This is a genomic window from Staphylococcus equorum (assembly GCF_029024965.1).
GTDB classification, from domain to species: domain Bacteria; phylum Bacillota; class Bacilli; order Staphylococcales; family Staphylococcaceae; genus Staphylococcus; species Staphylococcus equorum.
In genome coordinates this window covers 1,543,444-1,570,391 of sequence record NZ_CP118982.1, presented here as the reverse complement: position 1 = coordinate 1,570,391, position 26,948 = coordinate 1,543,444, and the positions used below count along the sequence as shown (strand labels likewise).

28 protein-coding genes are annotated in these 26,948 nt (G+C 31.5%); 19 read left to right on the top strand and 9 right to left on the bottom strand.

The window, feature by feature from the left end; translation table 11 throughout:
• Positions 1 to 65: 65 nt before the first annotated feature.
• Positions 66 to 257, bottom strand: coding sequence for a hypothetical protein (locus tag PYW44_RS07640; RefSeq protein WP_002507787.1), 192 nt, complete (start codon positions 255 to 257; stop codon positions 66 to 68).
• A 210-nt stretch (positions 258 to 467) separates the two neighbouring features.
• On the opposite strand from PYW44_RS07640, the gene nucI reads away from it, so the two are divergent.
• Positions 468 to 998: a thermonuclease NucI gene (gene nucI / locus PYW44_RS07635; protein WP_046465290.1), complete on the top strand. Its 531-nt coding sequence runs from the start codon at positions 468 to 470 to the stop codon at positions 996 to 998.
• Between the two features lie 171 nt (positions 999 to 1,169).
• On the opposite strand, the gene PYW44_RS07630 is transcribed toward nucI, so the two are convergent.
• On the bottom strand, positions 1,170 to 2,033 hold the full coding sequence (locus PYW44_RS07630) for a hypothetical protein (protein WP_021338781.1): 864 nt from the start codon (positions 2,031 to 2,033) through the stop codon (positions 1,170 to 1,172).
• A gap of 264 nt (positions 2,034 to 2,297) precedes the next feature.
• Here PYW44_RS07630 and PYW44_RS07625 point away from each other — a divergent pair, with 264 nt between their 5' ends.
• Together PYW44_RS07625 and PYW44_RS07620 are read left to right on the top strand one after the other, a co-directional pair.
• Positions 2,298 to 2,753, top strand: coding sequence for a sugar phosphate isomerase family (locus PYW44_RS07625; RefSeq protein WP_021338782.1), 456 nt, complete (start codon positions 2,298 to 2,300; stop codon positions 2,751 to 2,753).
• Positions 2,754 to 2,864: 111 nt separating this feature from the next.
• Positions 2,865 to 3,458 (top strand): hypothetical protein, encoded by a 594-nt coding sequence (locus tag PYW44_RS07620; protein ID WP_002507783.1) that lies wholly within the window; start codon positions 2,865 to 2,867, stop codon positions 3,456 to 3,458.
• An 89-nt stretch (positions 3,459 to 3,547) separates the two neighbouring features.
• On the opposite strand, the gene PYW44_RS07615 is transcribed toward PYW44_RS07620, so the two are convergent.
• A complete protein-coding gene (locus tag PYW44_RS07615; protein ID WP_021338784.1) occupies positions 3,548 to 4,915 on the bottom strand; it encodes an aspartate kinase in 1,368 nt (455 codons plus the stop codon).
• Between the two features lie 190 nt (positions 4,916 to 5,105).
• Here PYW44_RS07615 and PYW44_RS07610 point away from each other — a divergent pair, with 190 nt between their 5' ends.
• Genes PYW44_RS07610 through PYW44_RS07595 form a run of 4 tightly spaced genes read left to right on the top strand, consistent with a single transcriptional unit; the run spans position 5,106 to position 9,226 of the window.
• Positions 5,106 to 6,386 (top strand): homoserine dehydrogenase, encoded by a 1,281-nt coding sequence (locus PYW44_RS07610; RefSeq protein WP_002512325.1) that lies wholly within the window; start codon positions 5,106 to 5,108, stop codon positions 6,384 to 6,386.
• A 5-nt stretch (positions 6,387 to 6,391) separates the two neighbouring features.
• Complete coding sequence (gene thrC / locus PYW44_RS07605) at positions 6,392 to 7,453, top strand: threonine synthase (RefSeq protein WP_021338785.1); 1,062 nt, start codon at positions 6,392 to 6,394, stop codon at positions 7,451 to 7,453.
• A gap of 1 nt (position 7,454) precedes the next feature.
• Positions 7,455 to 8,375: a homoserine kinase gene (gene thrB / locus PYW44_RS07600; protein WP_021338786.1), complete on the top strand. Its 921-nt coding sequence runs from the start codon at positions 7,455 to 7,457 to the stop codon at positions 8,373 to 8,375.
• 44 nt (positions 8,376 to 8,419) lie between these two features.
• Positions 8,420 to 9,226, top strand: a complete 807-nt coding sequence (locus PYW44_RS07595) for a Cof-type HAD-IIB family hydrolase (protein ID WP_021338787.1) — start codon at positions 8,420 to 8,422, stop codon at positions 9,224 to 9,226.
• A 124-nt stretch (positions 9,227 to 9,350) separates the two neighbouring features.
• On the opposite strand, the gene PYW44_RS07590 is transcribed toward PYW44_RS07595, so the two are convergent.
• Positions 9,351 to 9,665: a hypothetical protein gene (locus tag PYW44_RS07590; RefSeq protein ID WP_002507777.1), complete on the bottom strand. Its 315-nt coding sequence runs from the start codon at positions 9,663 to 9,665 to the stop codon at positions 9,351 to 9,353.
• Positions 9,666 to 9,847: 182 nt separating this feature from the next.
• Positions 9,848 to 11,293, bottom strand: coding sequence for an amino acid permease (locus PYW44_RS07585; protein ID WP_021338788.1), 1,446 nt, complete (start codon positions 11,291 to 11,293; stop codon positions 9,848 to 9,850).
• A gap of 223 nt (positions 11,294 to 11,516) precedes the next feature.
• Between PYW44_RS07585 and PYW44_RS07580 the strand changes: the two genes are divergently transcribed.
• Positions 11,517 to 13,004 carry a catalase gene (locus PYW44_RS07580; RefSeq protein WP_021338789.1) on the top strand — a complete coding sequence of 496 codons (1,488 nt, stop codon included), beginning with the start codon at positions 11,517 to 11,519 and terminating at the stop codon, positions 13,002 to 13,004.
• 99 nt (positions 13,005 to 13,103) lie between these two features.
• On the opposite strand, the gene PYW44_RS07575 is transcribed toward PYW44_RS07580, so the two are convergent.
• Positions 13,104 to 13,352: a hypothetical protein gene (locus PYW44_RS07575; RefSeq protein ID WP_002507774.1), complete on the bottom strand. Its 249-nt coding sequence runs from the start codon at positions 13,350 to 13,352 to the stop codon at positions 13,104 to 13,106.
• Positions 13,353 to 13,792: 440 nt separating this feature from the next.
• Positions 13,793 to 13,942 carry a 50S ribosomal protein L33 gene (gene rpmG / locus PYW44_RS07570; RefSeq protein WP_002507773.1) on the bottom strand — a complete coding sequence of 50 codons (150 nt, stop codon included), beginning with the start codon at positions 13,940 to 13,942 and terminating at the stop codon, positions 13,793 to 13,795.
• A 231-nt stretch (positions 13,943 to 14,173) separates the two neighbouring features.
• On the opposite strand from rpmG, the gene rpsN reads away from it, so the two are divergent.
• The 3 genes from rpsN to PYW44_RS07555 all read left to right on the top strand — a co-directional run bounded on the left by rpsN (position 14,174) and on the right by PYW44_RS07555 (position 16,645).
• A complete protein-coding gene (gene rpsN / locus PYW44_RS07565; protein ID WP_021338790.1) occupies positions 14,174 to 14,443 on the top strand; it encodes a 30S ribosomal protein S14 in 270 nt (89 codons plus the stop codon).
• 190 nt (positions 14,444 to 14,633) lie between these two features.
• On the top strand, positions 14,634 to 15,611 hold the full coding sequence (gene guaC, locus PYW44_RS07560; RefSeq protein ID WP_002507771.1) for a GMP reductase: 978 nt from the start codon (positions 14,634 to 14,636) through the stop codon (positions 15,609 to 15,611).
• A gap of 11 nt (positions 15,612 to 15,622) precedes the next feature.
• The gene (locus PYW44_RS07555; RefSeq protein ID WP_002507770.1) at positions 15,623 to 16,645 is read left to right on the top strand and encodes a CAP domain-containing protein; all 1,023 of its coding nucleotides are present in this window, start codon (positions 15,623 to 15,625) and stop codon (positions 16,643 to 16,645) included.
• Between the two features lie 200 nt (positions 16,646 to 16,845).
• Here the strand turns inward: PYW44_RS07555 and lexA are convergent, their stop codons facing one another.
• Entirely contained in the window at positions 16,846 to 17,469 is a 624-nt protein-coding gene (lexA, locus tag PYW44_RS07550; RefSeq protein WP_021338792.1) for a transcriptional repressor LexA, read from the bottom strand.
• 141 nt (positions 17,470 to 17,610) lie between these two features.
• Between lexA and sosA the strand changes: the two genes are divergently transcribed.
• The 8 genes from sosA to sbcC all read left to right on the top strand — a co-directional run bounded on the left by sosA (position 17,611) and on the right by sbcC (position 26,370).
• The gene (sosA, locus tag PYW44_RS07545) at positions 17,611 to 17,844 is read left to right on the top strand and encodes a DNA damage-induced cell division inhibitor SosA (RefSeq protein ID WP_002507768.1); all 234 of its coding nucleotides are present in this window, start codon (positions 17,611 to 17,613) and stop codon (positions 17,842 to 17,844) included.
• A gap of 130 nt (positions 17,845 to 17,974) precedes the next feature.
• The gene (locus tag PYW44_RS07540) at positions 17,975 to 18,223 is read left to right on the top strand and encodes a DUF896 domain-containing protein (protein WP_002507767.1); all 249 of its coding nucleotides are present in this window, start codon (positions 17,975 to 17,977) and stop codon (positions 18,221 to 18,223) included.
• Between the two features lie 77 nt (positions 18,224 to 18,300).
• Positions 18,301 to 20,289 carry a transketolase gene (gene tkt, locus PYW44_RS07535; protein ID WP_021338793.1) on the top strand — a complete coding sequence of 663 codons (1,989 nt, stop codon included), beginning with the start codon at positions 18,301 to 18,303 and terminating at the stop codon, positions 20,287 to 20,289.
• A 210-nt stretch (positions 20,290 to 20,499) separates the two neighbouring features.
• Positions 20,500 to 20,739, top strand: coding sequence for a YneF family protein (locus PYW44_RS07530; RefSeq protein ID WP_021338794.1), 240 nt, complete (start codon positions 20,500 to 20,502; stop codon positions 20,737 to 20,739).
• A gap of 256 nt (positions 20,740 to 20,995) precedes the next feature.
• Positions 20,996 to 21,178: a hypothetical protein gene (locus PYW44_RS07525; RefSeq protein ID WP_002507700.1), complete on the top strand. Its 183-nt coding sequence runs from the start codon at positions 20,996 to 20,998 to the stop codon at positions 21,176 to 21,178.
• Between the two features lie 398 nt (positions 21,179 to 21,576).
• Entirely contained in the window at positions 21,577 to 22,044 is a 468-nt protein-coding gene (locus PYW44_RS07520; protein ID WP_002507699.1) for a CcdC family protein, read from the top strand.
• Between the two features lie 165 nt (positions 22,045 to 22,209).
• Positions 22,210 to 23,340, top strand: coding sequence for an exonuclease subunit SbcD (gene sbcD / locus PYW44_RS07515; RefSeq protein ID WP_002512381.1), 1,131 nt, complete (start codon positions 22,210 to 22,212; stop codon positions 23,338 to 23,340).
• On the top strand, positions 23,341 to 26,370 hold the full coding sequence (gene sbcC, locus PYW44_RS07510; RefSeq protein ID WP_021338795.1) for an exonuclease subunit SbcC: 3,030 nt from the start codon (positions 23,341 to 23,343) through the stop codon (positions 26,368 to 26,370). It abuts the gene before it with no gap.
• A 208-nt stretch (positions 26,371 to 26,578) separates the two neighbouring features.
• On the opposite strand, the gene mscL is transcribed toward sbcC, so the two are convergent.
• Complete coding sequence (mscL, locus tag PYW44_RS07505) at positions 26,579 to 26,929, bottom strand: large conductance mechanosensitive channel protein MscL (protein WP_002507696.1); 351 nt, start codon at positions 26,927 to 26,929, stop codon at positions 26,579 to 26,581.
• Between the last annotated feature and the right edge of the window lie 19 nt (positions 26,930 to 26,948).

The window sequence follows — 26,948 nt, the reverse complement described above, 5'->3', positions numbered from 1 at the left end:
TAGTTAATACGTATTCAAATGATACATAAAAAAACTGCCTGCATTTTGATATGCGGCAGTAAAGATTATTTCTTTTTATATTTCGTTACGATTGTTTGGATAACAAAAACAATGAACCCAATAAGGATACCTAAACAAACCGCTACGACTGCTGATACCATTAATGGTAATTGAAATTGATTTTGTAATATGAGCCCCACAATCACTGCAATAATCACTGCGATAATTGTAATCATATTTTCTTTAAATATACTCAATTTGTTCACTCCTATCTAATGTATTATAGCACGAGTTTATCAGTGATATGAAATAAAATATTATTATTCGTCATTATATTTACGTTGGATATTATAACAGAATTTTGTCATTTGAATTAAAGTATAAAATATTGTGGACTACGCTAACTTGACGACTTAATTGATTTTCTATATGATAATTTGGACAATTCAAAAGAAGTAGGTGCAACTGTGAAATCGACTAAAAAAATGACAATATTAGTTGTTAGTATGATTGTGTTAGGTGTACTTGCGTTTCAATTTATAAATGAAACAGGGCCTTTTCAAAATAATGGATCAAAATCAGAATCTGGACCTAAAGAAACTGAAGAAGTGCACATTGAACGTGTTGTTGATGGTGATACTTTGGTTGCCAAAAATGACAATAATAAAGAACTGAAGGTTAGACTTATCGGAGTGGATACACCAGAAACAGTTAAACCTGATACACCAGTTCAACCATATGGTAAAGAAGCTTCAGATTATTCTAAAGCACAATTAACGAACAAAGACGTTTTTTTGGAATATGATGAAGAGCAAGAAGATCAATATGGAAGAACATTAGCTTATTTATGGTTAGATAAGGATACAATGTTTAATGAAGAGTTAATAAAAAAAGGTTTGGCTAAAGAAAAATATTATGCACCTAATGGTAAATACAGAGATATATTTGAAAAAGCTGAACAACAAGCAAAAAATAACAATGAGAATATTTGGAGTTAAAGTAATTAACTGAACATTGTTGTACAAGGTATGCACATAAATGCTAAAAGAAATCATGTGACTTTGTGCACAAAATAAAAGGTAGCTTCCCATTTTAGGAAGCTACCTTTTATTTTTGCTACTATTCTTTCTAGTAATATCGATTTTGAAATGACATTTGTTGTAATTCGATTAATGCATATGATTTACTAATTTATTATATTGTTCTTCAGTTAATGATTCGTTAGAAGATGCTAGTGTTTCACCAATGACTTCTTTTAAAGATGATTTTGAAGAGACGGTTTCTGCGTAATTTCCTCTAATTGCTGGTCCATCTATGATATTCACACTACCATCTGTAAAATAAACAAGACCTATACTCTTGATTTGACGTTTGAGATGTTCATTTATTTTATCTTCTAATACTTTGGCATTTTGTGAAGATTGTTCATATGGATCATAATTATAAAATTCAAAAATTACTGAATTATTTTTGATACGTTCTATAAATGTATAATTTGTTTTTCGCTTTGTTTGAAATTGTGAATGGTATTGATTCGCAATGTAGCGACCGACAGTTTGATTTACAGTGTCGTCATTATTAGATAAAGTTTCTAAGTTAGAGTCAGCATTAAAATGGTAGAACGTTTTTTGTTTCCAATTTTTGACATTAATGTTGAAGAGCCCTTTATCAGTTATGATGATATAATCGAATGTTCTTGCATATTCAAATAACGGATGTTTTACCGCAAGATTACTCGTAGCAATGATGTCATAAAACTTAATCTGAGCATCTGTTTTGTATTGTGATAAAATTTCATTTAAAACTTGTTTAGCTTTTCTTAATCCATGATGATATGTATCGTTATTTGCGTCAATATCTAACATCTGATTTTTTAAATGTGTGTTTTCACTCGTAACCATACTGATTTTATTAACTAATTGATTCTTAGAATATATTTCAGTATCAAGCTTATGTTTCATAAGGTGATGATTTATAAATACAATAATAATTAATAGAACAATTATTATGAGTAAAATAGAAATTAAAAACATGTGTACCATCCTAATCTTAATTTAATTTTTAACAAGGTTTATTTTACGCCTTTCTTTAAAGTAGTACAAATTGTATTTATTAAATTGTTATAAAAAATACAATAAAATAATTATTAATAATGATTGTAATGATTGTTACGATTAATTCTATAATAAAAGTTAACAAAACGAACGTTTGAACAATGATTTATAGTTTTATTTATGACCATAAATAGATATAATAAATTATGCGCAATATAAATAGTGTAGATGGAGGACGACAATTTGAGTGCAATTAAAAGTTATCTCGAACAAATTACTGAGAAAATCAATGAAAATGAAATTATTGCATTTGATAATCATCCTGCTGCTTATAAAATAATTGATCAATTATTTTATAATGGAATTAAAATCTCAGTGATTAGTTATTCTACGGATATTATTAAATATGTAGCTAAATATACAAACTTTAACATTATATTATCAAATGGCGTGGTAAGTAGTGAATATCATATTATAGTAGGCACAGATGTTGCTCAAACATTTTCAAAATATCGTATTAGTCGGTATTTTGCTGCAATGCCTTATATGGCAGATAATTCATTGTATCAGACTATACCTGAAGTAGCTGAAATTCAAATTGCACTAAAACAAAGTGCTGATCAGTTTTTGGTTATAAATAGACCTGAATTTCTAAATACCAGATTAGCACATGATTTTATACATATAGGAGACTTTTAAAATTAAATGTGTTTTATTTCACATTTTCATGTTTTATACATTGAAAAACGCTTCTACAAATTATATAATGAATATTATTGGAAACGCTTACTTTTAATAGGAGGTGCTCATTTGCCAGATACTAAAAATAAAAATATTAAACAAATTGTAGAGACGTTAAACGAAAATGTAGCTAGTTTATTTAAATATAATGGTGAAGTTGCTAAACAATTATTTTTGCATGATGAATTTAATTTAAATGGAAAAGTAGATATCAGTGTTGAAAGGAAATTTTTAGGGGAAGTTTTAAAATATATACCAAAAACATTTAAATCTGTGCTTTATGATGGCACATCCTCAACGTCAGATTTCACGAAAATTGATTTTCCTAAAGTGACACATGCCAATATCTTTGATAATGAAGAAATCATCATGACGATTATTGTTTATGATGTAGAAGATGAAGATTGGATGTTTAGATGGAATCATAATATCAGGATGCCTGAGAAACATATTTATTTCCATTCAATCAAATGGGATGTAGATTATGTTAAACCAGAGATTGTCTTGATGTATGAATTGTTAGATCCTATCGATTATCATCAAATTCCTAATTACAGGAGCGTTATTGATTCATTAAGTTATTATCAATTTGTTATTTTACGCTTAGTTGTAGGAGATGAACGTATTAACCAAGCATTAATTTCAGAAAAGAAAGCAATATAAAATCCTTCAAATTAGAATGTCAGTCTTTTAACTTAAGAACCATTTGATTTGAAGGATTTTTATTATCTAATATTTATGAATAAAACATGTTAAATCTTTAAACATTGACCATTATAGCAGTATTCATATGTTGATTTAACCGCTTTTTCTGCATCTGATACATCTATTCCGAACATGATAGATATTTCCGAAGCACCTTGGTTCATCATTTTTAAATTTATATTAGCCTCAGCAAGCGCATGCGTTATTGTATTGGCTGTGCCGATAATTCTATGCATGCCTTCTCCTACAATCATGAGTACAGCTAAATCGTGCTCTACACTCAACTCATCAACATCACAACGTTCGCGAATATCGTTCAAGACTTGTTCTTCTCGATGTTGAATTTCTTTTGAACGCATAATGATACTGATACTGTCTATACCTGAAGGCATATGATCGAATGAAATCTCATAATCTTCAAGTACACCTAATATTTTACGTGTAAAACCTACTTGTCTATTCATTAAATATTTTTTGATGTTCAGTACTGTAAAATCTTTGTCACAACTTATACCACTGATAACATTATTAGAGTTGATTTCTCTATCATGACGAATATATGTCCCTATATCATTGGGTCTGTTCGTATTTTTAATAACGACAGGAATTCTATCTTTATGCAATGGTTGCAATGCTTCATCATGGAAGACACCAAAGCCAGCGTATGAAAGTTCACGCATTTCTCTATAAGTAATTTCATCAATCACTTCAGGATCTTTTACAATAGAAGGATTGGCTCTAAAAATACCAGATACATCTGTGAAGTTTTCATATATATCTGCTCTAACGCCTCTAGCGACAATTGCTCCAGTAATATCAGATCCGCCACGAGGAAATGTAACGATGTAATTTTGTCTTGAAAGACCAAAGAAACCTGGGATGATTAATTTTTCATCATATTCTCTTAATTTATATAACGCTTCATAAGATTGATCTAAGATTTGGGCATTTTGAGGTAAATCTGTAACAGTTATGCCAGCATCTCCGGGCGAAATATAACGGGTAGGAATACCTTGGCTGTTATTATACTCAGCGATCAATTGAGCATTAAAATTTTCTCCACAAGATAATAATGCATCTAACAAACGAGAAGGTTTGTCTTTTAATGTAGCAATGTAAGACTCTAGAGTTTGATCAATCGTAGATAGTAATGTATCACTCATATGTAATTCATGAATAATATCGGCATAACGCTGAATGATTTCTTCTTTTTTAGAAATATAGTCTAAATGATCGATTACTTTTTCGTATAGACGAATTAATAAGTCAGTTGTTTTCACATCTTCTTTATGTCGTTTACCTGGTGCAGAAACAATAGTGATCTTTCTATCTTCATCCGAATTGATAATATTTAATACTTTTTTAATTTGTTCTGCGTTGGAAACAGAACTTCCTCCAAATTTTGAAACTTTCATAGTGACATACAACCTTTCTAAAAAATCAGAAAATTTTGTTTAGTTTTTATCACGAGAGTGATAGGATAGATATACGATTTAGATTTTCAAGCTTTACAAAAATAATGAATGAATTTATACTATACCATATTCAAGTATTTTTCAACTGTACAATTGTATTTTTTAGAAGAACAATCGGAGGAATGAATTTATGAAGGAATTAAATGTAGCCCTGCTCGGTTTAGGTACTGTAGGTTCAGGTGTAGTAAAAATTATTGAAGAGAATAGAGAACAAATTAAAGAAACAATGAACAAAGATATTAATATTAGACATATCTTGGTACGCGACAAGAGTCGTTCAAGACCTATAAATGTTTCGAAGTATCATTTGACGGAAGATATTGATGAAATATTAAAGGATGATTCAATTGATATCGTCGTAGAAGTCATGGGTGGTATTGAACCAACAGTAGATTGGTTGAAAAGTGCTTTAAGCGAGAAAAAACATGTTATTACAGCAAATAAGGATTTATTGGCAGTTCACTTGAATGTATTAGAAGAATTAGCGCAAAAAAATGATGTAGCTTTAAAATATGAAGCTAGTGTTGCAGGTGGTATACCAATCGTCAATGCGATAAATAACGGTTTGAATGCAAATAATATCAGTAAATTCATGGGTATTTTAAATGGAACATCAAACTTTATTTTAAGTAAAATGACTCAAGAAGAAACATCATTTAAAGATGCTTTAGATGAAGCACAAAGATTAGGTTTTGCAGAAGCAGACCCTACTGATGATGTGGAAGGTATCGATGCAGCAAGAAAAGTAGTAATTACGTCTTATTTATCATTTAATCAAGTTATCAATTTAGCTGATGTAGATAGACATGGTATTAGTGACGTTGAACTTTCAGATATTAAAGTAGCCGATGAATTAGGCTATAAAATCAAATTAATTGGTAAAGGTACATATGAAAATAGCCAAGTACAAGCTTCTGTTGCGCCAACACTAATTAATAAAGCACATCAATTAGCTTCAGTTGAAGATGAATTCAATGCAATTTATGTTATTGGTGATGCTGTCGGTGAAACGATGTTCTATGGTAAAGGTGCGGGTAGTTTAGCTACAGGTAGTGCTGTAGTAAGTGACTTATTAAATGTCACATTAAATTTCGAAACGAATTTGCATACATTACCACCACACTTTGAATTGAAAACTGCAGAAACAAAAGAAATGATGGATGACGATGATACAATTTCTCTTAAAGATAAAGAAAGTTATTACTTAGTAGTCCAAACAGATGGTGAAGAAATAAACAAAGTTGAAACTCAAATTAAAAGTAAATTACCTTTCCATAAATCATTATCAGTATCAGAGCGCGATGCACATACTGTAGGTATAGTCATTGTGGGTATTGATGAAGCACCAGAGACCTCTATTACAGAGTCAGGTTATATTGTTAAGAAAATTTATCCAGTAGAAGGGGTTTAATATTTATGAAAAGATGGCAAGGATTAGTTGAAGAATTTAAAACATATTTACCAGTAAATGAAGAGACACCACAGTTAACATTAAACGAAGGTCATACTCCATTAATATACTGTGAGAACATGTCAGAGATGCTTGGTATTGAATTACATGTGAAGTATGAAGGTGCAAACCCAACAGGTTCGTTTAAAGATAGAGGCATGGTTATGGCTATGGCTAAAGCAAAAGAAGAAGGCAAAAAGATAGTGATTTGTGCCTCTACAGGTAATACATCAGCATCAGCTGCAGCATACGCTGCACGTGCTGGTTTAAAAGCAATCGTAGTAATACCTGAAGGGAAAATTGCTTTAGGCAAATTATCTCAAGCAGTTATGTATGGTGCTGAAATTGTTTCAATAGAAGGCAATTTCGATGAAGCTTTAGAGATTGTTCAGGAAGTTGCTGAAAACGGTGAAATTGCACTTGTAAATTCAGTGAATCCATACCGTATTGAAGGTCAAAAAACAGGTGCCTTTGAAGTAATTCAACAATTAGACGGTGTTGCACCTGATATTCTATCTATACCAGTAGGTAATGCTGGAAATATTTCAGCTTATTGGAAAGGTTTTAAAGAATATCACGACAAACATGATACGCAATTACCTAACATGTATGGATTTCAAGCTGAAGGTGCTTCACCAATTGTACAAAATAAAGTAGTAAAGGATCCTGATACAGTTGCAACAGCAATTAGAATAGGAAACCCTGCAAGTTGGGATAAAGCGACAAATGCATTGAATGAATCTAATGGATTAGTCGACAGTGTGACTGATGAAGAAATCTTAGAAGCATATCAACTTATGGCACGAAAAGAAGGCGTCTTTAGTGAACCTGCAAGTAATGCTTCAATCGCGGGATTAATTAAACTACACCGTTCTGGAAAATTACCAAAAGATAAAAAAGTAGTGGCCATATTAACAGGTAATGGCTTAAAAGATCCTGATACTGCAATTTCTTTATTAGATAACCCTATTAAACCTTTACCAAATGATAGAAAGAGTATTCTAGACTACATCAAAGGAGCACTATAGCATGAGCGATAGGTTATATTTAAAAATTCCGGCATCTACTGCAAATTTAGGTGTCGGTTTTGATTCTATAGGAATGGCTTTAAATAAATTTTTATATTTAGATGTGAAAGTAAGTGAAAGTAATGTTTGGACATTTAACCATATTGGGCCCAATGTTGAAGGATTACCAACTGATAACAGTCACTATATTTATCAAGTTGCTCAAAAGGTTGCGCGTAAATATAACGTTATGTTACCCAACCTAGAGATAGAAATGAGAAGTGAAATTCCATTGGCGAGAGGATTAGGCTCTTCAGCGTCTGCTTTGGTTGGTGCGCTTTATATTGCTAATTATTTTGGTGACATAGAGCTGTCTAAGTATGAATTGCTGCAACTTGCTACAGAATTTGAAGGACATCCTGATAACGTAGCACCGACGATATATGGTGGTTTAGTACTCGGATATTATAATCCAGATACAAAAGTTACAGATGTGTCTTATATTGATACACCTAAGGTAGATATCATTATCACAATTCCGTCGTATGAATTGAAGACAACTGACTCAAGAAATGCATTACCTGATACTTTTTCACACAAAAAGGCAGTTCAAAACAGTGCAATAAGTAATACGATGATTAGTGCACTCATACAGCACAATTATGAACTCGCTGGCAAGATGATGGAGCAAGATGGCTTCCATGAACCATATAGACAGCATTTAATACCTGAATTCCAATCGATTAAAGCGATTGCTAAACAATACCAAGCTTATGCGACAGTAATAAGTGGTGCAGGGCCTACGGTATTAAATTTAATCGCACCTGAACGAAGTGGGGAGCTAGTAAGGGAATTGAAGCATGAATTTGAAAATTGCCGATCTGAACTTGTTACAATCAACGAATCTGGTGTAGAATCTAAAGTATTGTACCAACATCTTTAATTTGGTGTAGTATAGATTGAAGATGTTGAAAGGAGATAGGCAACATGAGTAAATATAAAGTTATAGTAATGGATATGGACGATACTTTGATGAATGCTGAAAATAAAGTCAGCCCTGAAACAGAATCTTATTTAATTGAGATACAAAAACAAGGGTATAAAGTTATTTTAGCTTCAGGTCGTCCAACTGAAGGTATGCTACCCACTGCGAAATTATTAGAGTTAGATCAACATAATAGTTATGTGATTAGTTATAATGGTGGTCAAACAATCAATGTTCGTGATGAAGCGGTTGAAGTGAGCCGTGCAATAACAAAAGAAAATTTTGATTTAATTGTAGATTTTTGTAGAAAACATGAGTTGTTTGTATTAACTTATCAAGATGGTCACATCATTTATGAAGGTGAACACGAATATATGAACATTGAATCAGAACTTACTGGTTTACCAATGAAACATGTAGATGATATGAAGGCGTATATTCAAACAGATGTGCCTAAGATTATGGGTGTAGATTATGTTTCTAAGGTTTCAGCTATTAACACTGAATTAGATGGTAGTTTCAATGATGCTGTTGATGTTACAACGAGCAAACCTTATTTTTTAGAATTCATGACTAAAGACGTCTCTAAAGGAAATGCAATTATTGCTCTATGTGAGAAATTGGATATAGATATAGCGCAAGTTATCGCATTTGGTGATAGTTCTAACGATATATCAATGCTTGAAGTTGTAGGCTATGCAGTAGCCATGGACAATGCAAATGATGCTGTGAAAGCTGTAGCTGATGAAATTACTTTAAGTAATATTGATAATGGTATTCCACACACTTTACAAAAAATAATAAAATAGAAATAGGCTTGGATTTAAGTCCAGTTTATATTCGTGGTATTTAAAAATCACCAATTCATCGGCATATTAAGCCGTTGAATTGGTGATTTGTTTTATGAATAGAGCATTAAGTATGTTTTCGTATTTATTTTGCTGTATGTGTCCATTCATTTTTACCACGATGTCGTTTAACATGTGCGTATACTTGATCGGCTGCATAATCTAAATTTGTGTAGACTGTAATAGAAAATGCAGATTGATTTTCTTCGAAATCTTCCTCGAGAAATAAATCTTTAAGATGGTTAAAAAGACTTTCCATTTGTGAATGGTCTAAACTACTATACTCCCTTAATGTGCGTTTTATTAAGCGGTTATGTCTATCTTCAAGTGATTGCACAACAATAACGAAGCGTTCCTCAGTTTCTAAAATATCGTCAAATAAATTCGTTTGTCCAATCATAGTTTCCACCTCTAAGTTACGTTTATTATTATAAACTATTATACTATATTTCCCTTCAACTGAAAATATCAATGCTTTATAGATTTGAAATCGTATTGAATTAAATAAACGCTATTTATTATAAAAGAAAAAGCATTGATCCAAGAAACAAATAATTGCTTCTGTGTATCAATGCTGAAATGTTAACTATAATCGTGGCTCTTTAAATCCAATTCTTCTAGTTTAACAATTTTAGTTTTTTTGAAATACTTATGTGCAAAGTAAATAATTGCTAAAATAATCATAGGGAAAATATTTCGGAATAATGCTCCAAAATCACCAGCCATAACAGCGCCAAATGAATTTCCGACAAATAAGAATAGTAAGGAAAGAATTACAATGATTGGTCCTAATGGATAAAATGGTGCTTTATAAGGAAGTACATCATCAGGATTTTTATTTTGTTTTTTAATTGCTGACCGTAATCTTATTTGTGCTAAAATACTGGATCCCCAAATTACAATGACTAAAGAACCAATGATATTAAGTAATGTGAAAATAATGTCTGATTTAAATTGAGCGATAATAATTATTGCTAATACAATGATAAAAGTAGTGAAAAGTGCAGCCATCGGTAATTTTGTAGTTTTATTTAATTTACCTAAGAATCTTGGTGCCTGCTTATCTTCAGCCATTGAGAATAGCATACGACTCGTTGTATAGATACCAGAATTCGCTGCAGATAATAATGCAGTTAAAATTACAGCATTAATTACCGATGCTGCAAATGCAATACCTACACGGTCAAATACAATTGTAAATGGACTTTGTGCTACTGATTCACTTTGGTTCAATAACATTGGATCAGTATAAGGAATAATTGCTGATATGACAGCTATTGATAATACATAGAATAATAAAATTCTCCAAAATACTTGTTTAATTGCTTTAGGCATTGATCGATGTGGATTCGATGATTCTCCAGCTGTTACAGCAACAACTTCAGTACCACCAACAGAGAAACCTGCGACCAGTAATACGCCTAAAAAGCCTGAAAATCCACCCACAAACGGTGCTTCTCCGCTTGTGAAATTGCTTAAGCCATATGTTTTACCGCCTAAGATACCAACAATAGTTAATACACCAATTACGATGAATACAACAATTGTTATTACTTTGATTAGAGATAACCAAAATTCTGTTTCACCAAAAGCTTTAACTGAAAAAATGTTCAGTAAAAAGAGTAAGCATAAAAAGATAATACTCCACGTCATTGGTGAAAAGAATTGAAATACATCCCAATAATAAAGTACGCTTGCAGATATAATAATATCAACACTCGTTACGAGTAACCATATTGCCCAATATAACCAACCCATCGTAAAGCCTAATGAACTATCCACGAAACGGGTAGAGTATGAACTGAATGATCCCGAAACAGGATAAAACGTGGCTAATTCACCGATAGACGACATTAAGAAATATAGCATTACGCCAATAATCAAGTAAGCCAATATTGCGCCGCCTGGACCAGCTTGAGATATAACATTCCCAGTTGCTACAAATAACCCGGTACCGATGGCGCCACCAATTGCTATCATTGAAATATGTCGAGAGTTAAGACCACGATTCATATTATTTTGTGCCATAAAAAATCTCCTATAATCTATTGAATTTTATATATACAATCCATTTTAATGCTTTTAAGTGATACAAGCAATGCCTTTTGTGACTTAAAATTCATAAAATATTTAAATATTTAGAAAACTTTCACATATTTCAATGAGACTTTGTTGCTTTTAAAGTTATATTACATTAAAATAAGTGCTAGATAATAATTATTATTATTTAGAAAATCGAGGGGGAATTTTTATGAGTAATGATAAAAAATTGACAAGTCTTTTTGGTGCGCCAGTCTCGGACAGAGAAAATAGTATGACGGCAGGACCTAGAGGGCCATTATTAATGCAAGATTGGTACTTTTTAGAGCAAATGGCTCATTTTGATAGAGAAGTTATTCCTGAACGACGCATGCATGCGAAAGGTTCTGGCGCATTTGGTACGTTCACAGTTACAAATGATATTACAAAGTATACTTCTGCAAGTATTTTTTCAGAAGTTGGAAAACAAACAGAAATGTTTGCACGTTTTTCTACAGTAGCTGGGGAACGTGGGGCAGCAGACGCTGAACGTGATATCCGTGGATTTGCTTTGAAATTTTATACGGATGAAGGTAACTGGGATTTAGTAGGTAATAACACACCAGTATTCTTCTTTAGAGATCCTAAATTATTTGCGAGTCTTAATCACGCAGTAAAACGTGATCCAAGAACGAATATGCGTAGTTCACAAAACAATTGGGATTTTTGGACTTCGTTACCTGAAGCATTGCATCAAGTAACAATTTTGATGTCAGATCGAGGGATTCCAAAAGGTTTTAGAAATATGCACGGTTTTGGTTCTCATACTTATTCAATGTACAATGACAAGGGTGAACGTGTATGGGTGAAATTCCATCACAGAACTCAACAAGGCATTGAAAACTTACAACCTGAGGAAGCAGCAAGTGTTATTGCTAACGATAGAGAATCATCACAACGTGATTTATTCGAAGCAATTGAAAATAAAGATTATCCAAAATGGAAATTATATATTCAAGTGATGACTGAAGAACAAGCAAGAAATCATAAAGATAATCCGTTTGATTTAACTAAAGTCTGGTATAAAGGTGATTACCCACTAATTGAAGTTGGTGAATGGGAACTTAACCGTAACCCTGATAATTACTTCCAAGATGTTGAACAAGCTGCATTTGCGCCAACAAACATTGTTCCAGGATTAGATTTTTCACCGGATAAAATGTTACAAGGTCGTTTATTCTCATATGGTGATACACAAAGATATCGTTTAGGTGCTAACCATTGGCAAATTCCAGTAAACCAACCTAAAGGTGTAGGTGTTGAAAATATTTGTCCATTCAGTAGAGATGGTCAAATGAGAATTTTAGATAATAATCAAGGCGGTGGCACACACTATTATCCAAATAGTGATGGTTCTTTTGAGGATCAACCACAATTTAAAAAACCTGGATTACCAATTGAAGGCGAAGCATATGAATATGATTATAGACAAGATGATGACAATTACTTCGAACAACCAGGTCGCTTATTTAGATTACAATCTAAAGAGCAACAAGAGCGTATATTTGTAAATACTGCAAACGAAATGCAAGGTACTACATTAGAAGTTCAACATCGTCATATCCGTCATTGTTACAAAGCTGACAGTGAATATGGTAAAGGTGTGGCAAATGCATTAGGCATTGATATCAATGATGTAGACATAGAAGCAGCAGACTAAGTTAATATGATGGGTATTAACTTTTAAGATTTTTAAAACTTTAAAGCAGAATTTATAATTAAAGGTAGCTTCCAATATAATGGAAGCTACCTTTTTATGTTATCTCGTTTTAATACCTAAAAAGTTTTGTGAATAAAAATGAAGTTTACCACAATTATTGCACATCAGTGCAATTAATGGAGTTGCATCATTTCCTAATGAAGCTGTTAATAGGGGTGCGAAATAATGACCATTTAAAATTTCGATTTTAGGATGTTCACAATTACAAATACTTTTGTTTTTCGTTTTTGTCGTTATTGAATTAATGATATGACTTTTCTGCTCGTCTGACATGTGGCGATTTTCCATAAAATTCTCCTCCAATAATAGATGGTTATACTATTATAAGATGTTTCACGGTTGATTAGAAGACTGTGCAAAAATTTAAAAGTGACAATTAAGTTGTAAAATGTTAATTAACACTTATTAATGAAAAATAAGATTTGAAAATTATAAAATACGTAGCAAAAGGGCTTATTTACTTGTGATAATCTAATGAAATTTAAAGTTTTAAATTAAAATGAAGGCCTCTTTATTATGAAAAGCCTTAAATAATAGAATAGACAAAAAGATACTTTCAATAAAAATACTTAAAAAAATAAACCAAATGCTTTTATAGCAATTGGTTTATCTAAGTTCTTAGATGTCTCCATTATGGAAACACCTTTATCTCTGGAACTTAACAAATAATTTAAGTTCAGTATTACTTTTAAATATGTCGTATTCAAAAGATAAGGTCTAACATCATATTATTTTGTTTCACGATGTAACGTATATTTATTTAATCTTGGGCAGAACTTTTTAAGTTCTATACGCTCAGGATTATTACGTTTATTTTTAGTAGTAATATAGTTACGCTCGCCAGACTCAGTACAAGCCAATGTAATATTTACGCGCAAAGTTAACACCTCTTTCTTAACAGGAATGATTACGCTTTAAAATTCTACCATATAAATTATGCAATTTCAATTACTTTTCTATAAATATAAATATCTAATAATGAAGAAACAAATGATGTCATTCAAAAAATTGCAATAAAAATTTGAATATGGAACTTTCTGTTTGATTAATGAAAAGGATGTGTTATGATTTAAAACGAAATGATTACGATTTAAAAGGAGAGATACATTATGGCAAAAAAATCAAAAATAGCAAAAGAACAAAAAAGAGAACGCTTAGTCGCTCAGTATTATGAATTACGTCAAGAATTAAAAGCTAAAGGAGATTATGAAGCTTTAAGAAAATTACCGAGAGATGCATCACCGACAAGATTGACACGTCGTTGTAAGGTTACTGGAAGACCCAGAGGTGTTTATAGAAAATTTGGAATGTCTAGAATTGCTTTTCGTGAATATGCGCATAAAGGACAAATTCCAGGGGTTAAAAAATCAAGTTGGTAAATACGACCCAAGTTCGTTTACATTTGTAGTAAAACAATGTATATTATCAATTGGTTAAGATAAATCAAAAAGTTATTGTTCGGAATTTGCTGTAAATATATGTATTTTCCTTGTACAATATTTGAAATCATCATGAAAATCTTACGATTGTATTATTGTTTTATTAAAAATGTTAGGGGTTTGTTAAATTATGAAAATTTTTGATTATGAAGATATCCAATTGATACCAAATAAATGTATTGTTGATAGTCGCTCTGAATGTGATACAACTGTCAAATTTGGTTCAAGAAACTTTAAGTTGCCTGTAGTACCAGCAAATATGCAAACAGTTATGAATGAAGAATTAGCAGAATGGTTTGCGGAAAATAATTATTTTTATATTATGCATAGATTTGATGAAGAAGCTCGTATTCCTTTTACTAAAAAGATGCAAGATAAAGGTTGGTTCGCTTCTATTTCTGTAGGAGTAAAAGAACGTGAATTCGGTTTTGTTGAAAAATTGGCAGCAGAAAATATAATCCCTGACTATATTACAATTGATATTGCACATGGTCATTCAGATTCAGTCATTAATATGATTAAACATATAAAAGCACATATTCCAGAGACATTTGTAATTGCTGGTAATGTGGGTACACCTGAAGGCGTTCGTGAACTTGAAAATGCAGGCGCGGATGCAACGAAAGTAGGTATAGGGCCTGGTCGAGTTTGTATTACTAAAATTAAAACTGGTTTTGGTACTGGCGGCTGGCAGTTATCGGCACTCAACCATTGTAGTAAAGCAGCACGCAAACCAATCATTGCTGATGGTGGTATCAGAACGCATGGAGATATCGCTAAATCAATTCGCTTTGGGGCATCAATGGTAATGGTGGGCTCATTATTTGCAGCTCATGAAGAATCTCCTGGCGAAACTGTTGAATTAGATGGTAAAATGTATAAAGAATATTTTGGTAGTGCTTCTGAATTCCAAAAAGGCGAACACAAAAATGTTGAAGGTAAAAAAATGTTTGTTGAACACAAAGGTTCTTTACTTAATACTCTAATAGAAATGCAACAAGATTTACAAAGTTCAATTTCGTATTCAGGTGGCAAAGATTTGAAATCATTAAGAAAAGTGGATTATGTAATCGTTAGAAACTCTATTTTTAATGGTGATAGAGATTAGTTTTATAGTGGGTGTATAAAATCAGAAAAATTTTATTATATATAGTTGTTTTTTTAATAATAGTATTAGTCGTTCCAATCCAAGAAACTACACCTCTGACATCATTACAACAACAGTTTAAATCAAAAGTGGACGGTTGGACATCAGAACAATCTACATCTGATGATGCGCTAAAAGTGCCAAGTGAACAAGAATTTGCTGTAAATAATATTCAAATGAATATGACTAAGGATGAAGTTGACAAAAAGTTAGGAGACGCACAACGTGTGACTTCTAATGAGTATGGCACAAATTGGCATACTTACTATTCTGGTGATTATAGATCATTTGTGATGGTGAGTTACATTGATGATAAAGTAAACGCACTTTATAGTAATCAGAATGTAATTTCATCAAAATCAAAAATTAAATATGGAACACCGAAAGAAGTCGTTAGAGATAGATTAGGTGAACCTATTACTGAAAAAGAAAAAGGTCATGTAAAATTTGATGTGCAAGATGATGAATTTGACAATTTTCATGATGATCAAATTTATACAACAGCTTTTTATGACAAACATGAAAACAATAACTTAACTGCACTTCTACAAGTTAGCGAAAAAATGGAAAACCGCTTACAACAACAATATGCTGCACCATCAGAAGGATTGGCACAAAGTTTTGAATTACAAAACTTTGATTTAGTAAACGCTGAGAGAGTCCAACGTGATTTAGCATCGTTAAATTATTCGGCTAGTATTTCTGATACTGCGAGAAAACATAGTATAGATATGGCAGAGCATGACTATTTTAATCATGATAATTTATCAGGCGAATCACCGTTCGACAGATTAGAAGCAGACGGTCATGATTTTAATGCAGCAGGTGAAAATCTAGCTTATGGTCAAACAAGTAGCATTTATGCACACCAAGGTTTAATGAATTCATTAGGACATAGAAAGAACATACTAAAAAAAGAATTCAAAACATTAGGTGTAGGTGTGGACTTTAATGAGGAAAGACAACCTTATTGGACTGAAAATTACAGTGGATAGTGTTTATTGATTGTTATAAGAGGGTATCTTACTATTTGTGAGGATGAATAAGTTATGACAACAAATAAAAAAGATAAAACAGAAGATATACTTGAAAAAGTAAAAGAAGTCTTAGATAAAAAAGACAAAAAATAAGAGGTTGAGCTCATAGCTCAACCTCTTATTTTTGTGAGAGTGTTTTTAAAGGGTTAAATTTATAATTACATTTCTCTAAATAGTCCTACAACTTTACCTAATACAGTTACATGTTCTAAATAGATAGGGTCCATTGTACTATTCTCAGGTTGCAAGCGATAACGTGACTTTTCTTTATAGAATCGTTTAACAGTAGCTTCATTATCTTCAGTCATAGCAACGATAATATCACCATTTTCAGCGATTGTCTGGCTTCTAACGATTACTTTATCGCCATCTAAGATACCTGCTTCAACCATACTGTCACCAACTACATTGAGAATGAAAATATCACTATTATGAGTTGAAGTGAAGTGTTCGGGTAATGGGAAATACTCCTCAACGTTCTCTACAGCAGTAATAGGTATGCCAGCTGTTACTTTACCGATTACAGGAACGTGGATAGTTTCTTCCATATTTAAAGTATCACCTAATTGTTCTGATACAATTTCAATTGCCCGAGGTTTAGTAGGATCCCTTTTTATATAACCCTTTTCTTCTAACCTTGATAAATGACCGTGAACTGTAGAACTTGATGCTAATCCAACGGCTTCACCAATCTCTCTTACACTTGGCGGATATCCTTTTGAATGAACTGTTTGTTTTATATATTCGAAAATTTCACTTTGTCGCTTTGTTAACTCTCTCATAGTAGGCACTCCCTAGATTAATTTGTTTTTATTATAGCATGCATATATATATATTACAAACGTTTGTTCGTTTATTGTTGACTCGGAACACGTGTTCTGGTAAGGTATAAATACAAACAAACGTTCTAGGAGTGACTATTAATGATAAAAATATATAAACACCAAATAAAAGCATATATAACAGTGTTATTTGTTACGATGTTATTAAGCGCATTATTTATTATAAGTGCGCATAACAACGCAGAATCAGAACAGACGTACGAAATGACCGATCATCAATTAACGAGTGAACCGGTACAAAGCGAACAATATAACGTGAAAACTGAAGGTAATAGCGAACACGAACACCAACCGGTTATAGCAGCAGTTAAATAACGATCTAAATAGAAGTGATTTGGGAAAGCAAGCATGTTAATAGTAAATAGGGATAAAGTGAGCGAAACGATTTAGTTTCGCTCACTTTTTTGTTATATTTTTTCTAGATTATAAATTACGGAGGTTTACTATGGCTAACAAGGGTGGCGTAGATTTAGAACGTATTAATGAATTAGCAAAGAAGAAAAAGGAACAAGGACTAACTCAAACTGAAGCTAAAGAACAATCTAAGTTGCGCAAAGCTTATTTAGATGAATTTAGAGGCAAGTTCAAACAACAAATTGAAAGTACGAGAGTTATTGATTCAGAAGGAAATGATGTTACACCTAAGAAAGTGAAAAAAATATTAGATTCTAAAGATAAAGAAGATAAAAACTAAATCAATTTTTTGTTAAATAGAAGAAAAGTAATGTATAATGATATTGAATCTTGCTAGAAGAAAGGAAGTCATATTAGATGAATATAGAAAAAGATCAATTAGCGATAGATACGATTAGAGCGTTAAGTATCGACGCTATTGAAAAAGCAAACTCAGGTCACCCTGGATTACCAATGGGCGCTGCTCCTATGGCCTATACATTATGGACGCGTCATTTAAACTTTAACCCCCAATCAAAAGATTTCTTTGATAGAGATCGCTTTGTATTATCTGCGGGACATGGTTCTGCGTTATTATACAGTTTATTACATGTTTCAGGTAGTTTAGAATTAGAAGAACTTAAACAATTTAGACAATGGGATTCTAAAACGCCTGGTCATCCTGAATTTAGACATACGGATGGCATTGAAGTAACAACAGGTCCACTTGGACAAGGTTTCGCTATGTCAGTTGGTATGGCAATGGCAGAAAAACACTTAGCTGGCAAGTTTAATAAAGATGATGCACAAGTTGTAGATCATTATACTTATGTACTTGCTTCTGATGGTGACTTAATGGAAGGTATTTCACATGAAGCTGCTTCATTAGCAGGTCATAGTCAATTAGATAAGCTTATTGTTTTATATGATTCTAATGATATTTCTTTAGATGGTGATTTAGATAAAGCATTCTCTGAAGATGTAAAAGGTCGTTTCGAAGCATACGGTTGGAAACATATTTTAGTTGAAGACGGTAATGATATCGAAGCAATTGATAAAGCAATTGAAGAAGCGAAGTCTAATGATGTACCTACAATAATCGAAGTTAAAACAATTATTGGTTATGGTGCACCAAACAAACAAGCTTCTCATGGCGTGCACGGTGCACCATTAGGTGAAGACGAAAGAAAATTAGCTTTCGAAAATTATGGTCTAGACCCTGAAAAACGTTTCAATGTGCCTGAAGAAGTATATGAAATTTTCCAACAAAGTATGCTAAAACGTGCTAACGAAAAAGAAGAAGCATGGAATAAGCTTGTTGAAGAATATAGCAGTAAGTACTCAGATTTAGCTGAAGAATTCAAACTAGCTATTAGTGGTAAATTACCAGTAAATTATAAAGATGAATTGCCACACTTTGAAGCTGGTCATAGCGGTGCTTCTCGTGCTGATTCAGGTGAAGTAATCCAAGCATTAAGTAAAACAGTACCTTCATTCTTTGGTGGGTCAGCTGACTTAGCTGGTTCTAACAAATCAAATGTGAAGGATGCAGCTGATTTTGACAAAGATACACCAGAAGGCAAAAACATTTGGTTTGGTGTGCGTGAATTCGCAATGGGAGCTGCAGTAAATGGTATGGCTGCACATGGAGGATTACATCCATACGGTGCAACATTCTTTGTATTCAGTGACTATTTAAAACCAGCTCTTCGTTTATCATCAATCATGGGCTTAAATTCAACATTCATCTTTACGCATGATTCAATTGCTGTTGGTGAAGATGGTCCAACACATGAACCAATCGAACAATTAGCTGGTTTACGTGCGATTCCTAATATGAATGTGATTCGTCCTGCAGATGGTAACGAAACACGTGTAGCTTGGGAAGTAGCACTAGAATCAGAAAGTACACCGACATCATTAGTATTAACACGTCAAAACCTTACAACAATGGACTTACCAAAAGAGACAGTTGAAGAGGGCGTACGTAAAGGTGCTTATGTAGTATTTGAATCTGATAAAGAAGCAGAATTCTTATTATTAGCAACTGGATCAGAAGTTAATCTTGCTGTAGATGCAGCAAAAGATTTAGAAGCACAAGGTAAAGGCGTTCGTGTTGTATCAATGCCTAACTGGAATGCATTCGATCAACAATCTGCTGAGTATAAAGAATCAGTACTACCATCATCAATTACAAAACGTGTAGCTATTGAAATGGCTTCACCACTTGGTTGGCATAAATATGTCGGCACGCAAGGCAAAGTCATCGCAATTGATGGATTTGGTGCAAGTGCGCCTGGTGATTTAGTAATTGAAAAATATGGTTTCACTAAAGAAAACGTATTGAATCAAATACAAACATTCTAATTAATATAATTAATTATTTAAATTGTTGGTATGAGAGCGAAAGTTCTCATACCAATTTTTATTATTAGATATAAAGCATAGCTTATATTTACAAATTGATTTTGTAATTGATATAATACATAAGGTTGAAAAAATATATTAATTGAGTTGCTCTTGAAAAGGAGCACCAATTTTAGTAAAATTCATTAGGATAGGAAAGTGGGTGAAACAATGGCAACTTGGTTAGCAATTTTATTAATCGTGTTAGCACTAATTCTAGGACTAGTCGGTGGATTTTTCCTTGCAAGAAAATATATGATGGATTATCTTAAAAAGAACCCACCAATTAACGAAGAGATGCTACGTATGATGATGATGCAAATGGGTCAAAAACCATCTCAAAAGAAAATAAATCAAATGATGACGATGATGAACAAAAATCAACAAGATCAAATGAAAAAAACAAAATAATGTTCTATAAAAGGTTCGAGCCAATAAGTGAATTGGTTTGAACCTTTATTTTTTAGCAATAAGGTTAATGTATTAAATACTTAGACATATTAAATATTTTTCAAAGTGAAGGATAGTATTATAAAAGGTTTTAAGTCGCAAACTCTAGAGTATTCAATGAATAAAATGTAAGTATTATATTTCAAATATTCAGAAAATATTTGATTGTGATATGATTTTTGTTATAATTGTATATATATAAGGGAGGTATCGATAAGTGAAGGATGCTTATGACATGGAAGACAGAGAAGTATTAGATCGTCTAGCTAATATGCACATTAACTTTCCGAACGATGAAGCTTTTAAGAAATATCATAATGCAATGCAAACTCATGATATGAATTATCTTAGATATACACTAAATGATGCATTATCAGCATGTGTTAATTCGCATGTGTAATAGAGCAAAAATGATAGAATAAACCTTTACCAAGGTTCATTCACATTGTCGACAAAGTCTTAACGACTTTGTTGGCATTTTTTATGGTGTATGTTTTAGATTTTTTAGGTTCACAAAGCTTTAGTCATAGCACTTCACTTTTCCCAAGAATAAAAAAGGAACAATAGTATAAATTTATATTCTTCGCATATATGTTAGTATAGGAAATTTATAATTTATAGAAGGAAAAGATATTGATAGTTGTTATTTACTTAATTTAAAAATGCTAATATATACTATGTAATGTTAGAAACGATAAAATAGGTGAAAACGAATTAAAAATACTGATTAATATTTTGTTAAGTGATATACTATCGAAAGTAAATATCATCTTATAGAAATTTAAAGAAGGTGTAAGTGTGTTATATTTAGTAATTTCTATAATTTTCGCTTTTATAATGGGACTAGGTGCTATCTTTGTGCGAATGAAAGCGCAAAATTTTCCAGTTAATGAAAAGAAAATTATATTACCGCCATTTTTTATGGCAACAGGTGCTTTAATGTATGTTGTTCCATATTTTAGATTAACTGGTCTTGAAATTGTAGAATGTATTATTTTAGGTATAGCGTTTTCTACAATTTTAATATGGACATCTAAATTTGAAACTCAGGGCAGTGAAATATATATGAAGCGCTCTAAAGCTTTTCCTATCATTCTTATTTCACTACTGTTAATACGTACATTACTTAAAATATTTATTAGCAATAAAATAGATCCAGGAGAAATTGGTGGCATGTTTTTCTTACTTGGTTTTTCAATGATTGTTCCTTGGCGCTTAGCAATGTTATATAAATATAAGAAGCTTAAAAGCACATTAATTCAATAGTTTGGGGAGGCTGGGGCATACATACATGTCTCAGCCTCAATTGTTTTATTAGCAGTAGTTGAAGAAAAGGAAAAACAGTTTAATACCATTATGTTTATACTTGTCTTAGTGGTAAAGATATTATATTATATAAATACGAACAAACGTTCTATTAGAGGTGTAAAAATGAAAGTAATACATACAGCCGATTGGCATTTAGGCAGAATTTTAAATGGTAAATCATTATTAGAAGACCAAGCATATATTTTAAATCGTTTTATAGAAGCGATGGACAATGAACAACCGGATGTCATAGTAATTGCGGGTGATTTATATGATACGAGTTATCCGAATAAAGATGCCATCCAATTATTAGAAAGTACAATTGATACTTTGAATCTAGAGATGGGCATTCCGATTATTATGATAAGCGGTAATCATGATAGTAAAGAACGATTGAACTATGGTTCCAAGTGGTTTGAAAAGTCAAATTTATATATACGTACAAAACTTGAAGACATAAATATACCTATTTCAATTGGAAATGTAGATTTTTATACGCTACCGTTTGCAACAATTAATGAAACTCAACACTTTTTAAAAGATAATACGATAGAAACTTATCAACAAGCTTTAAGTAAATCTATTGAATATATGAGTAATAATATAAATAAGAATAATACCAATATTCTTATCGGTCACTTAACTGTACAAGGTGGTGTGCGTTCAGAATCAGAGAGACCTTTATCTATAGGGACAGTCGAATCTGTTGAAGCTGACTCGTTTCAACAGTTTGATAGAGTTATGCTGGGTCATCTACACCATCCGTTTAGCATAGATTCTGATTTTATAAGCTATAGTGGGTCAATACTTCAGTATTCTTTTTCTGAAGTGAATCAACCTAAAGGATATAGAATCATTGAAATTAAGGAAGATACAATCAAAGAGAAGTTCATACCGATTGCGCCTTTAAGACAATTAGAAGTTATAGAAGGCGATTACGAAGATGCGATACAAGAAAAATTAAAGGTAAAGGGTAAAGATAATTATTTACATTTCAAATTAAAGCATATGTCTCATGTCAGTGATCCAATGGTACATTTAAAACAAATTTATCCTAATACATTAGCACTTACAAACCAGACTTTTGATTTTAGCGCACATATTCATCAAGATAACTATGAAATTCAAAAATTAGATGATGAAACGATAATTGATAAATTCTATAAAAATATTACTGATGAAGAACTAACACAAACTCAAAGTAAAACTGTAGCTAAGGTGTTAAATGATTTACTAGAAGGAGGGTCTGAATAAATGAGACCTTTAACATTAAATTTAAATAATTTCGGACCTTTCTTAAAAGAAGTGATAGATTTTAATAACGTAAAAGATAATCAACTTTTTTTAATCAGTGGTAAAACTGGATCAGGTAAGACAATGGTTTTTGACGCAATTGTGTATGCGCTTTTTGGTGAAGCGTCTACTAAAGATAGAAAAGAGAGTGATTTAAGGAGTCATTTTGCAGATAGCAAGACTCCTATGACTGTAGAATTTGAATTTAAGCTAAGAGATCATATTTTTAAAATTGTGAGACAAGGCGCATTTATTAAAGAAGGTAATAAAAATAAAACACTAGGCCAGTTAGCCATATACCAATACGAAGACGATGAGTATAATCTCAGAGAGAGTAAAATAAATACGGGTAATCAATTTATCAGAGATTTATTAGGCGTAAACGCTGAGCAATTCAGACAACTTTTCATATTACCTCAAGGCGAATTTAAGCGATTTTTACTATCTAAAAGCTCAGAGAAGCAAGAAATTTTAAGAACACTTTTTAATAGTCAGCGTTTTGAAGAAATACAGAAACACTTGAGTAACGATGTAAAAGAAGTTAGAGAACAAATTGAAAAGAAATTCAATATATTAGAAAATAATTGGCATGACATTGAAACATTTGATGATGAAATATTAACTGAATATAAAACAATCAATGCTAGACAAACAAATCGAATTATGGAAGTATTACCTGAATTTAAAGAAAAAGCACGAAAAATACAACAGGAAATAAAAGAAAAAAAGAGTAAATATAAAGCTGAAGTGACTTCGGCAGAAAATAATTTAAATCATAATTTAAAACTTGAAGAAGCATTAACTCAGCTTGAAGAGAAACAACAGCAATATGAACAGTTACTTTTAAACGATGACGAAATCAAGAAGAAAATAAAACTATTAAATGAAATTTATGAAGTAAGACCGTTAGCCAATTTGCTAGAGTCTAAAGAAACGCTATCTTTAAAAAAAGAAAAATCAATAAAAGATATAGAAGAAAAACAAAACTCGATTAATACTCTCAAAGATAAGGCACATGAAAATAAAAAACAACTCGAAAAACATTTACAGACTTCGGATATATTAGAAGGTTTTAGAAAGTATGTAGAAAAATGTAAGTTGTTTTATGATAAAGCAAGTAAATATCAAGAGGCATATCATCAACGTGAAACAATAAATAAAGCTTACGAAACACTTGAAGAAAAGGTTAAAACACAAAAGCAACTACTGGATGATCTCGCTAAGAAGTTAAACCATCGTAAGAGTGATTATAAAAAAGTCGAATTGCTTAATTCACAAATTTTCAATTTAAATAATGAAATCAAAGAGTTAAAACAGAATGAACTCAAAAAAATTGAATTTGAAAGCTTACAAAACAGAAAAAAACAGAAGTTAAGAGATATAGAAAAATTTCACTTGCAGCTTCAACAATTAGATGACAAATATTCTAAAATAGACAAAACAAATATAGATTTAAACAATAAAAAGGATATTATTGCAAAAGTTCAATCAGCATTAAATTCAGGTGATATATGTCCAGTTTGTGGAAATGAAGTACATTCAATTGAGCAACATTTAGACTTTGATGAACTTACGGAAAGACATCAAGCGTTAACTGCAATAGAAGAACAACATAAAAATATAAAAGAGAAAAAGATAAAATGTGAAAGTGAATTGAACTATTTGAATGAACAAATAGAAAAATTTTCTCAAGAAGAGCTTAATAATACGAATTATCATGAACTTGAAAAGCGTATTGATCATAAATATGTTGAAAAAGAGAACTTAGAAAAAGAAAATGAAGAGATTAATCAATTAAAAGAGCAATTACAAAAAAACGAACAAAGTTATCATACGCTTGAATTAGATATGAAAAATAAGCAACATACTTTAAGAGAAAATGACATTGCTATAAATGACTTCGAATATAACACCGAATTTGATAATGTTGCTAAGTTTGTGAAAGTTTATGAAAGTAATTTAGAAAAGATAAAAGAATATGACGATGTTTGTTATAAATTAGAACAAAATATTCTAAATAGTAACCAACAACTGTCTATTGAAGAAAATAGTAAAGCATATTTAGAATCAAGCCTAAAAGAATTAAAAAATGAATTGGAAAATATGAATCTGAAGATAGATGAGGAAATGGGTAGAATTGGCTTCACAAAATTTGAGCAGGTGAAAGCAACGATAGTTAAAATAGCAGATAAAGATAAAATTGAAGCGGAGATTAATACTTACAATAAAGAGAAACAATCTTTGGAATTAGTTATTTCGCAACTCAGTGAGGAAACTAAAAATAAAAAACTCCAAGATAGCCAACATTTAAAAGAAATTCATCAACAAAAGCAACAAGTATTAGACGAGATAGCTACGGAATTAAGCCAACATGAATATAAGATTGATTTTAATCAGAAGAAAATCAATGAAATTAATACAATTATAGAAAAATTAGAAAAGGAATTGAAAGCACAGCAAGAAGTGTTTCAATTAGCGGAAATCTTGTCAGGTAAAAATGATCAAAAGTTAACTTTAGAAAACTATGTATTAATTTACTACTTGGAACGAATTCTTGCTCAAGCCAATCAACGTTTAGCATTGATGACAGGGCAACGCTATCAATTAACAAGAAGAGAACAAATATCACAGGGTTACAGTGGACTTGAAATAGACGTCTTTGATTCGCATTCGAATCAATCTCGACATATTTCATCATTATCTGGTGGAGAAACTTTCCAAGCATCATTAGCCTTAGCATTAGGACTTAGTGAAGTAGTTCAACAAGAATCTGGAGGAATTGCTTTAGATTCAATGTTTGTAGATGAAGGTTTCGGAACATTAGATCAAGAAACATTAGAAACAGCGTTAGATACATTACTGAGTTTGAAATCTACAGGGAGAATGGTAGGTATTATTTCTCACGTAAGTGAACTTAAGCAAAGAATACCGTTAATACTTGAAGTTAGTACAGAGCAATATCAAAGTACAACACAATTTAAAAGGCAATAATTAAACAAACCAACCGATTGATTATATAACAATTGGTTGGTTTGTTTATATCATTTTTTATTGAAACACTTATTTTATAATAAAAAGCTAAATTATGTTTACAGTTTTAAGATTATACGCAAAAATAGGCATAAAAAATACCAACGGAATCGATAGATTTTGTTGGTATTTAAAAGCAATAAACATCAAATGTCTAAGGCTAGTTTGATTAATTTTTTTCACGTAGTAAATCGCGAATTTCTGTTAGTAATACAGTGTTTTCTTCGACTTCGTCTTCTTCAGGTTTCATTAATGTATTTGCAATTTTAACAAATATGAACAATGCAAAAGCGATGATAATGAAATCTATGATTGATTGTACGAACATACCATATTCGATACCCATAAACGTCCAACTTTTTGCAAAGTCAACAGTTCCGAAAATCAAACCAATTAGAGGCATGATAATGTATGCAACTAGTGCTGTAACAATTTTGTTGAAAGCTGCACCCATAACTACAGCTACTGCTAAATCTAAGACATTACCTTTTAATGCAAATTCTTTAAATTCCTTTAACATTATATAACACCTCTTAATT

Bases quoted from the DNA above. Each gene is read 5' to 3' on its own strand.
- PYW44_RS07615 (WP_021338784.1), bottom strand. From the start codon at position 4,915: ATGAAAGTTTCAAAATTTGGAGGAAGTTCTGTTTCCAACGCAGAACAA.
- tkt (WP_021338793.1), top strand. From the start codon at position 18,301: ATGAATATAGAAAAAGATCAATTAGCGATAGATACGATTAGAGCGTTA.
- PYW44_RS07630 (WP_021338781.1), bottom strand. From the start codon at position 2,033: ATGTTTTTAATTTCTATTTTACTCATAATAATTGTTCTATTAATTATT.
- PYW44_RS07580 (WP_021338789.1), top strand. From the start codon at position 11,517: ATGAGTAATGATAAAAAATTGACAAGTCTTTTTGGTGCGCCAGTCTCG.
- thrB (WP_021338786.1), top strand. From the start codon at position 7,455: ATGAGCGATAGGTTATATTTAAAAATTCCGGCATCTACTGCAAATTTA.
- lexA (WP_021338792.1), bottom strand. From the start codon at position 17,469: ATGAGAGAGTTAACAAAGCGACAAAGTGAAATTTTCGAATATATAAAA.
- PYW44_RS07575 (WP_002507774.1), bottom strand. From the start codon at position 13,352: ATGGAAAATCGCCACATGTCAGACGAGCAGAAAAGTCATATCATTAAT.
- PYW44_RS07610 (WP_002512325.1), top strand. From the start codon at position 5,106: ATGAAGGAATTAAATGTAGCCCTGCTCGGTTTAGGTACTGTAGGTTCA.
- PYW44_RS07530 (WP_021338794.1), top strand. From the start codon at position 20,500: ATGGCAACTTGGTTAGCAATTTTATTAATCGTGTTAGCACTAATTCTA.
- mscL (WP_002507696.1), bottom strand. From the start codon at position 26,929: ATGTTAAAGGAATTTAAAGAATTTGCATTAAAAGGTAATGTCTTAGAT.
- guaC (WP_002507771.1), top strand. From the start codon at position 14,634: ATGAAAATTTTTGATTATGAAGATATCCAATTGATACCAAATAAATGT.
- rpsN (WP_021338790.1), top strand. From the start codon at position 14,174: ATGGCAAAAAAATCAAAAATAGCAAAAGAACAAAAAAGAGAACGCTTA.
- sbcD (WP_002512381.1), top strand. From the start codon at position 22,210: ATGAAAGTAATACATACAGCCGATTGGCATTTAGGCAGAATTTTAAAT.
- thrC (WP_021338785.1), top strand. From the start codon at position 6,392: ATGAAAAGATGGCAAGGATTAGTTGAAGAATTTAAAACATATTTACCA.
- sosA (WP_002507768.1), top strand. From the start codon at position 17,611: ATGATAAAAATATATAAACACCAAATAAAAGCATATATAACAGTGTTA.
- PYW44_RS07595 (WP_021338787.1), top strand. From the start codon at position 8,420: ATGAGTAAATATAAAGTTATAGTAATGGATATGGACGATACTTTGATG.
- PYW44_RS07540 (WP_002507767.1), top strand. From the start codon at position 17,975: ATGGCTAACAAGGGTGGCGTAGATTTAGAACGTATTAATGAATTAGCA.
- PYW44_RS07590 (WP_002507777.1), bottom strand. From the start codon at position 9,665: ATGATTGGACAAACGAATTTATTTGACGATATTTTAGAAACTGAGGAA.
- sbcC (WP_021338795.1), top strand. From the start codon at position 23,341: ATGAGACCTTTAACATTAAATTTAAATAATTTCGGACCTTTCTTAAAA.
- PYW44_RS07585 (WP_021338788.1), bottom strand. From the start codon at position 11,293: ATGGCACAAAATAATATGAATCGTGGTCTTAACTCTCGACATATTTCA.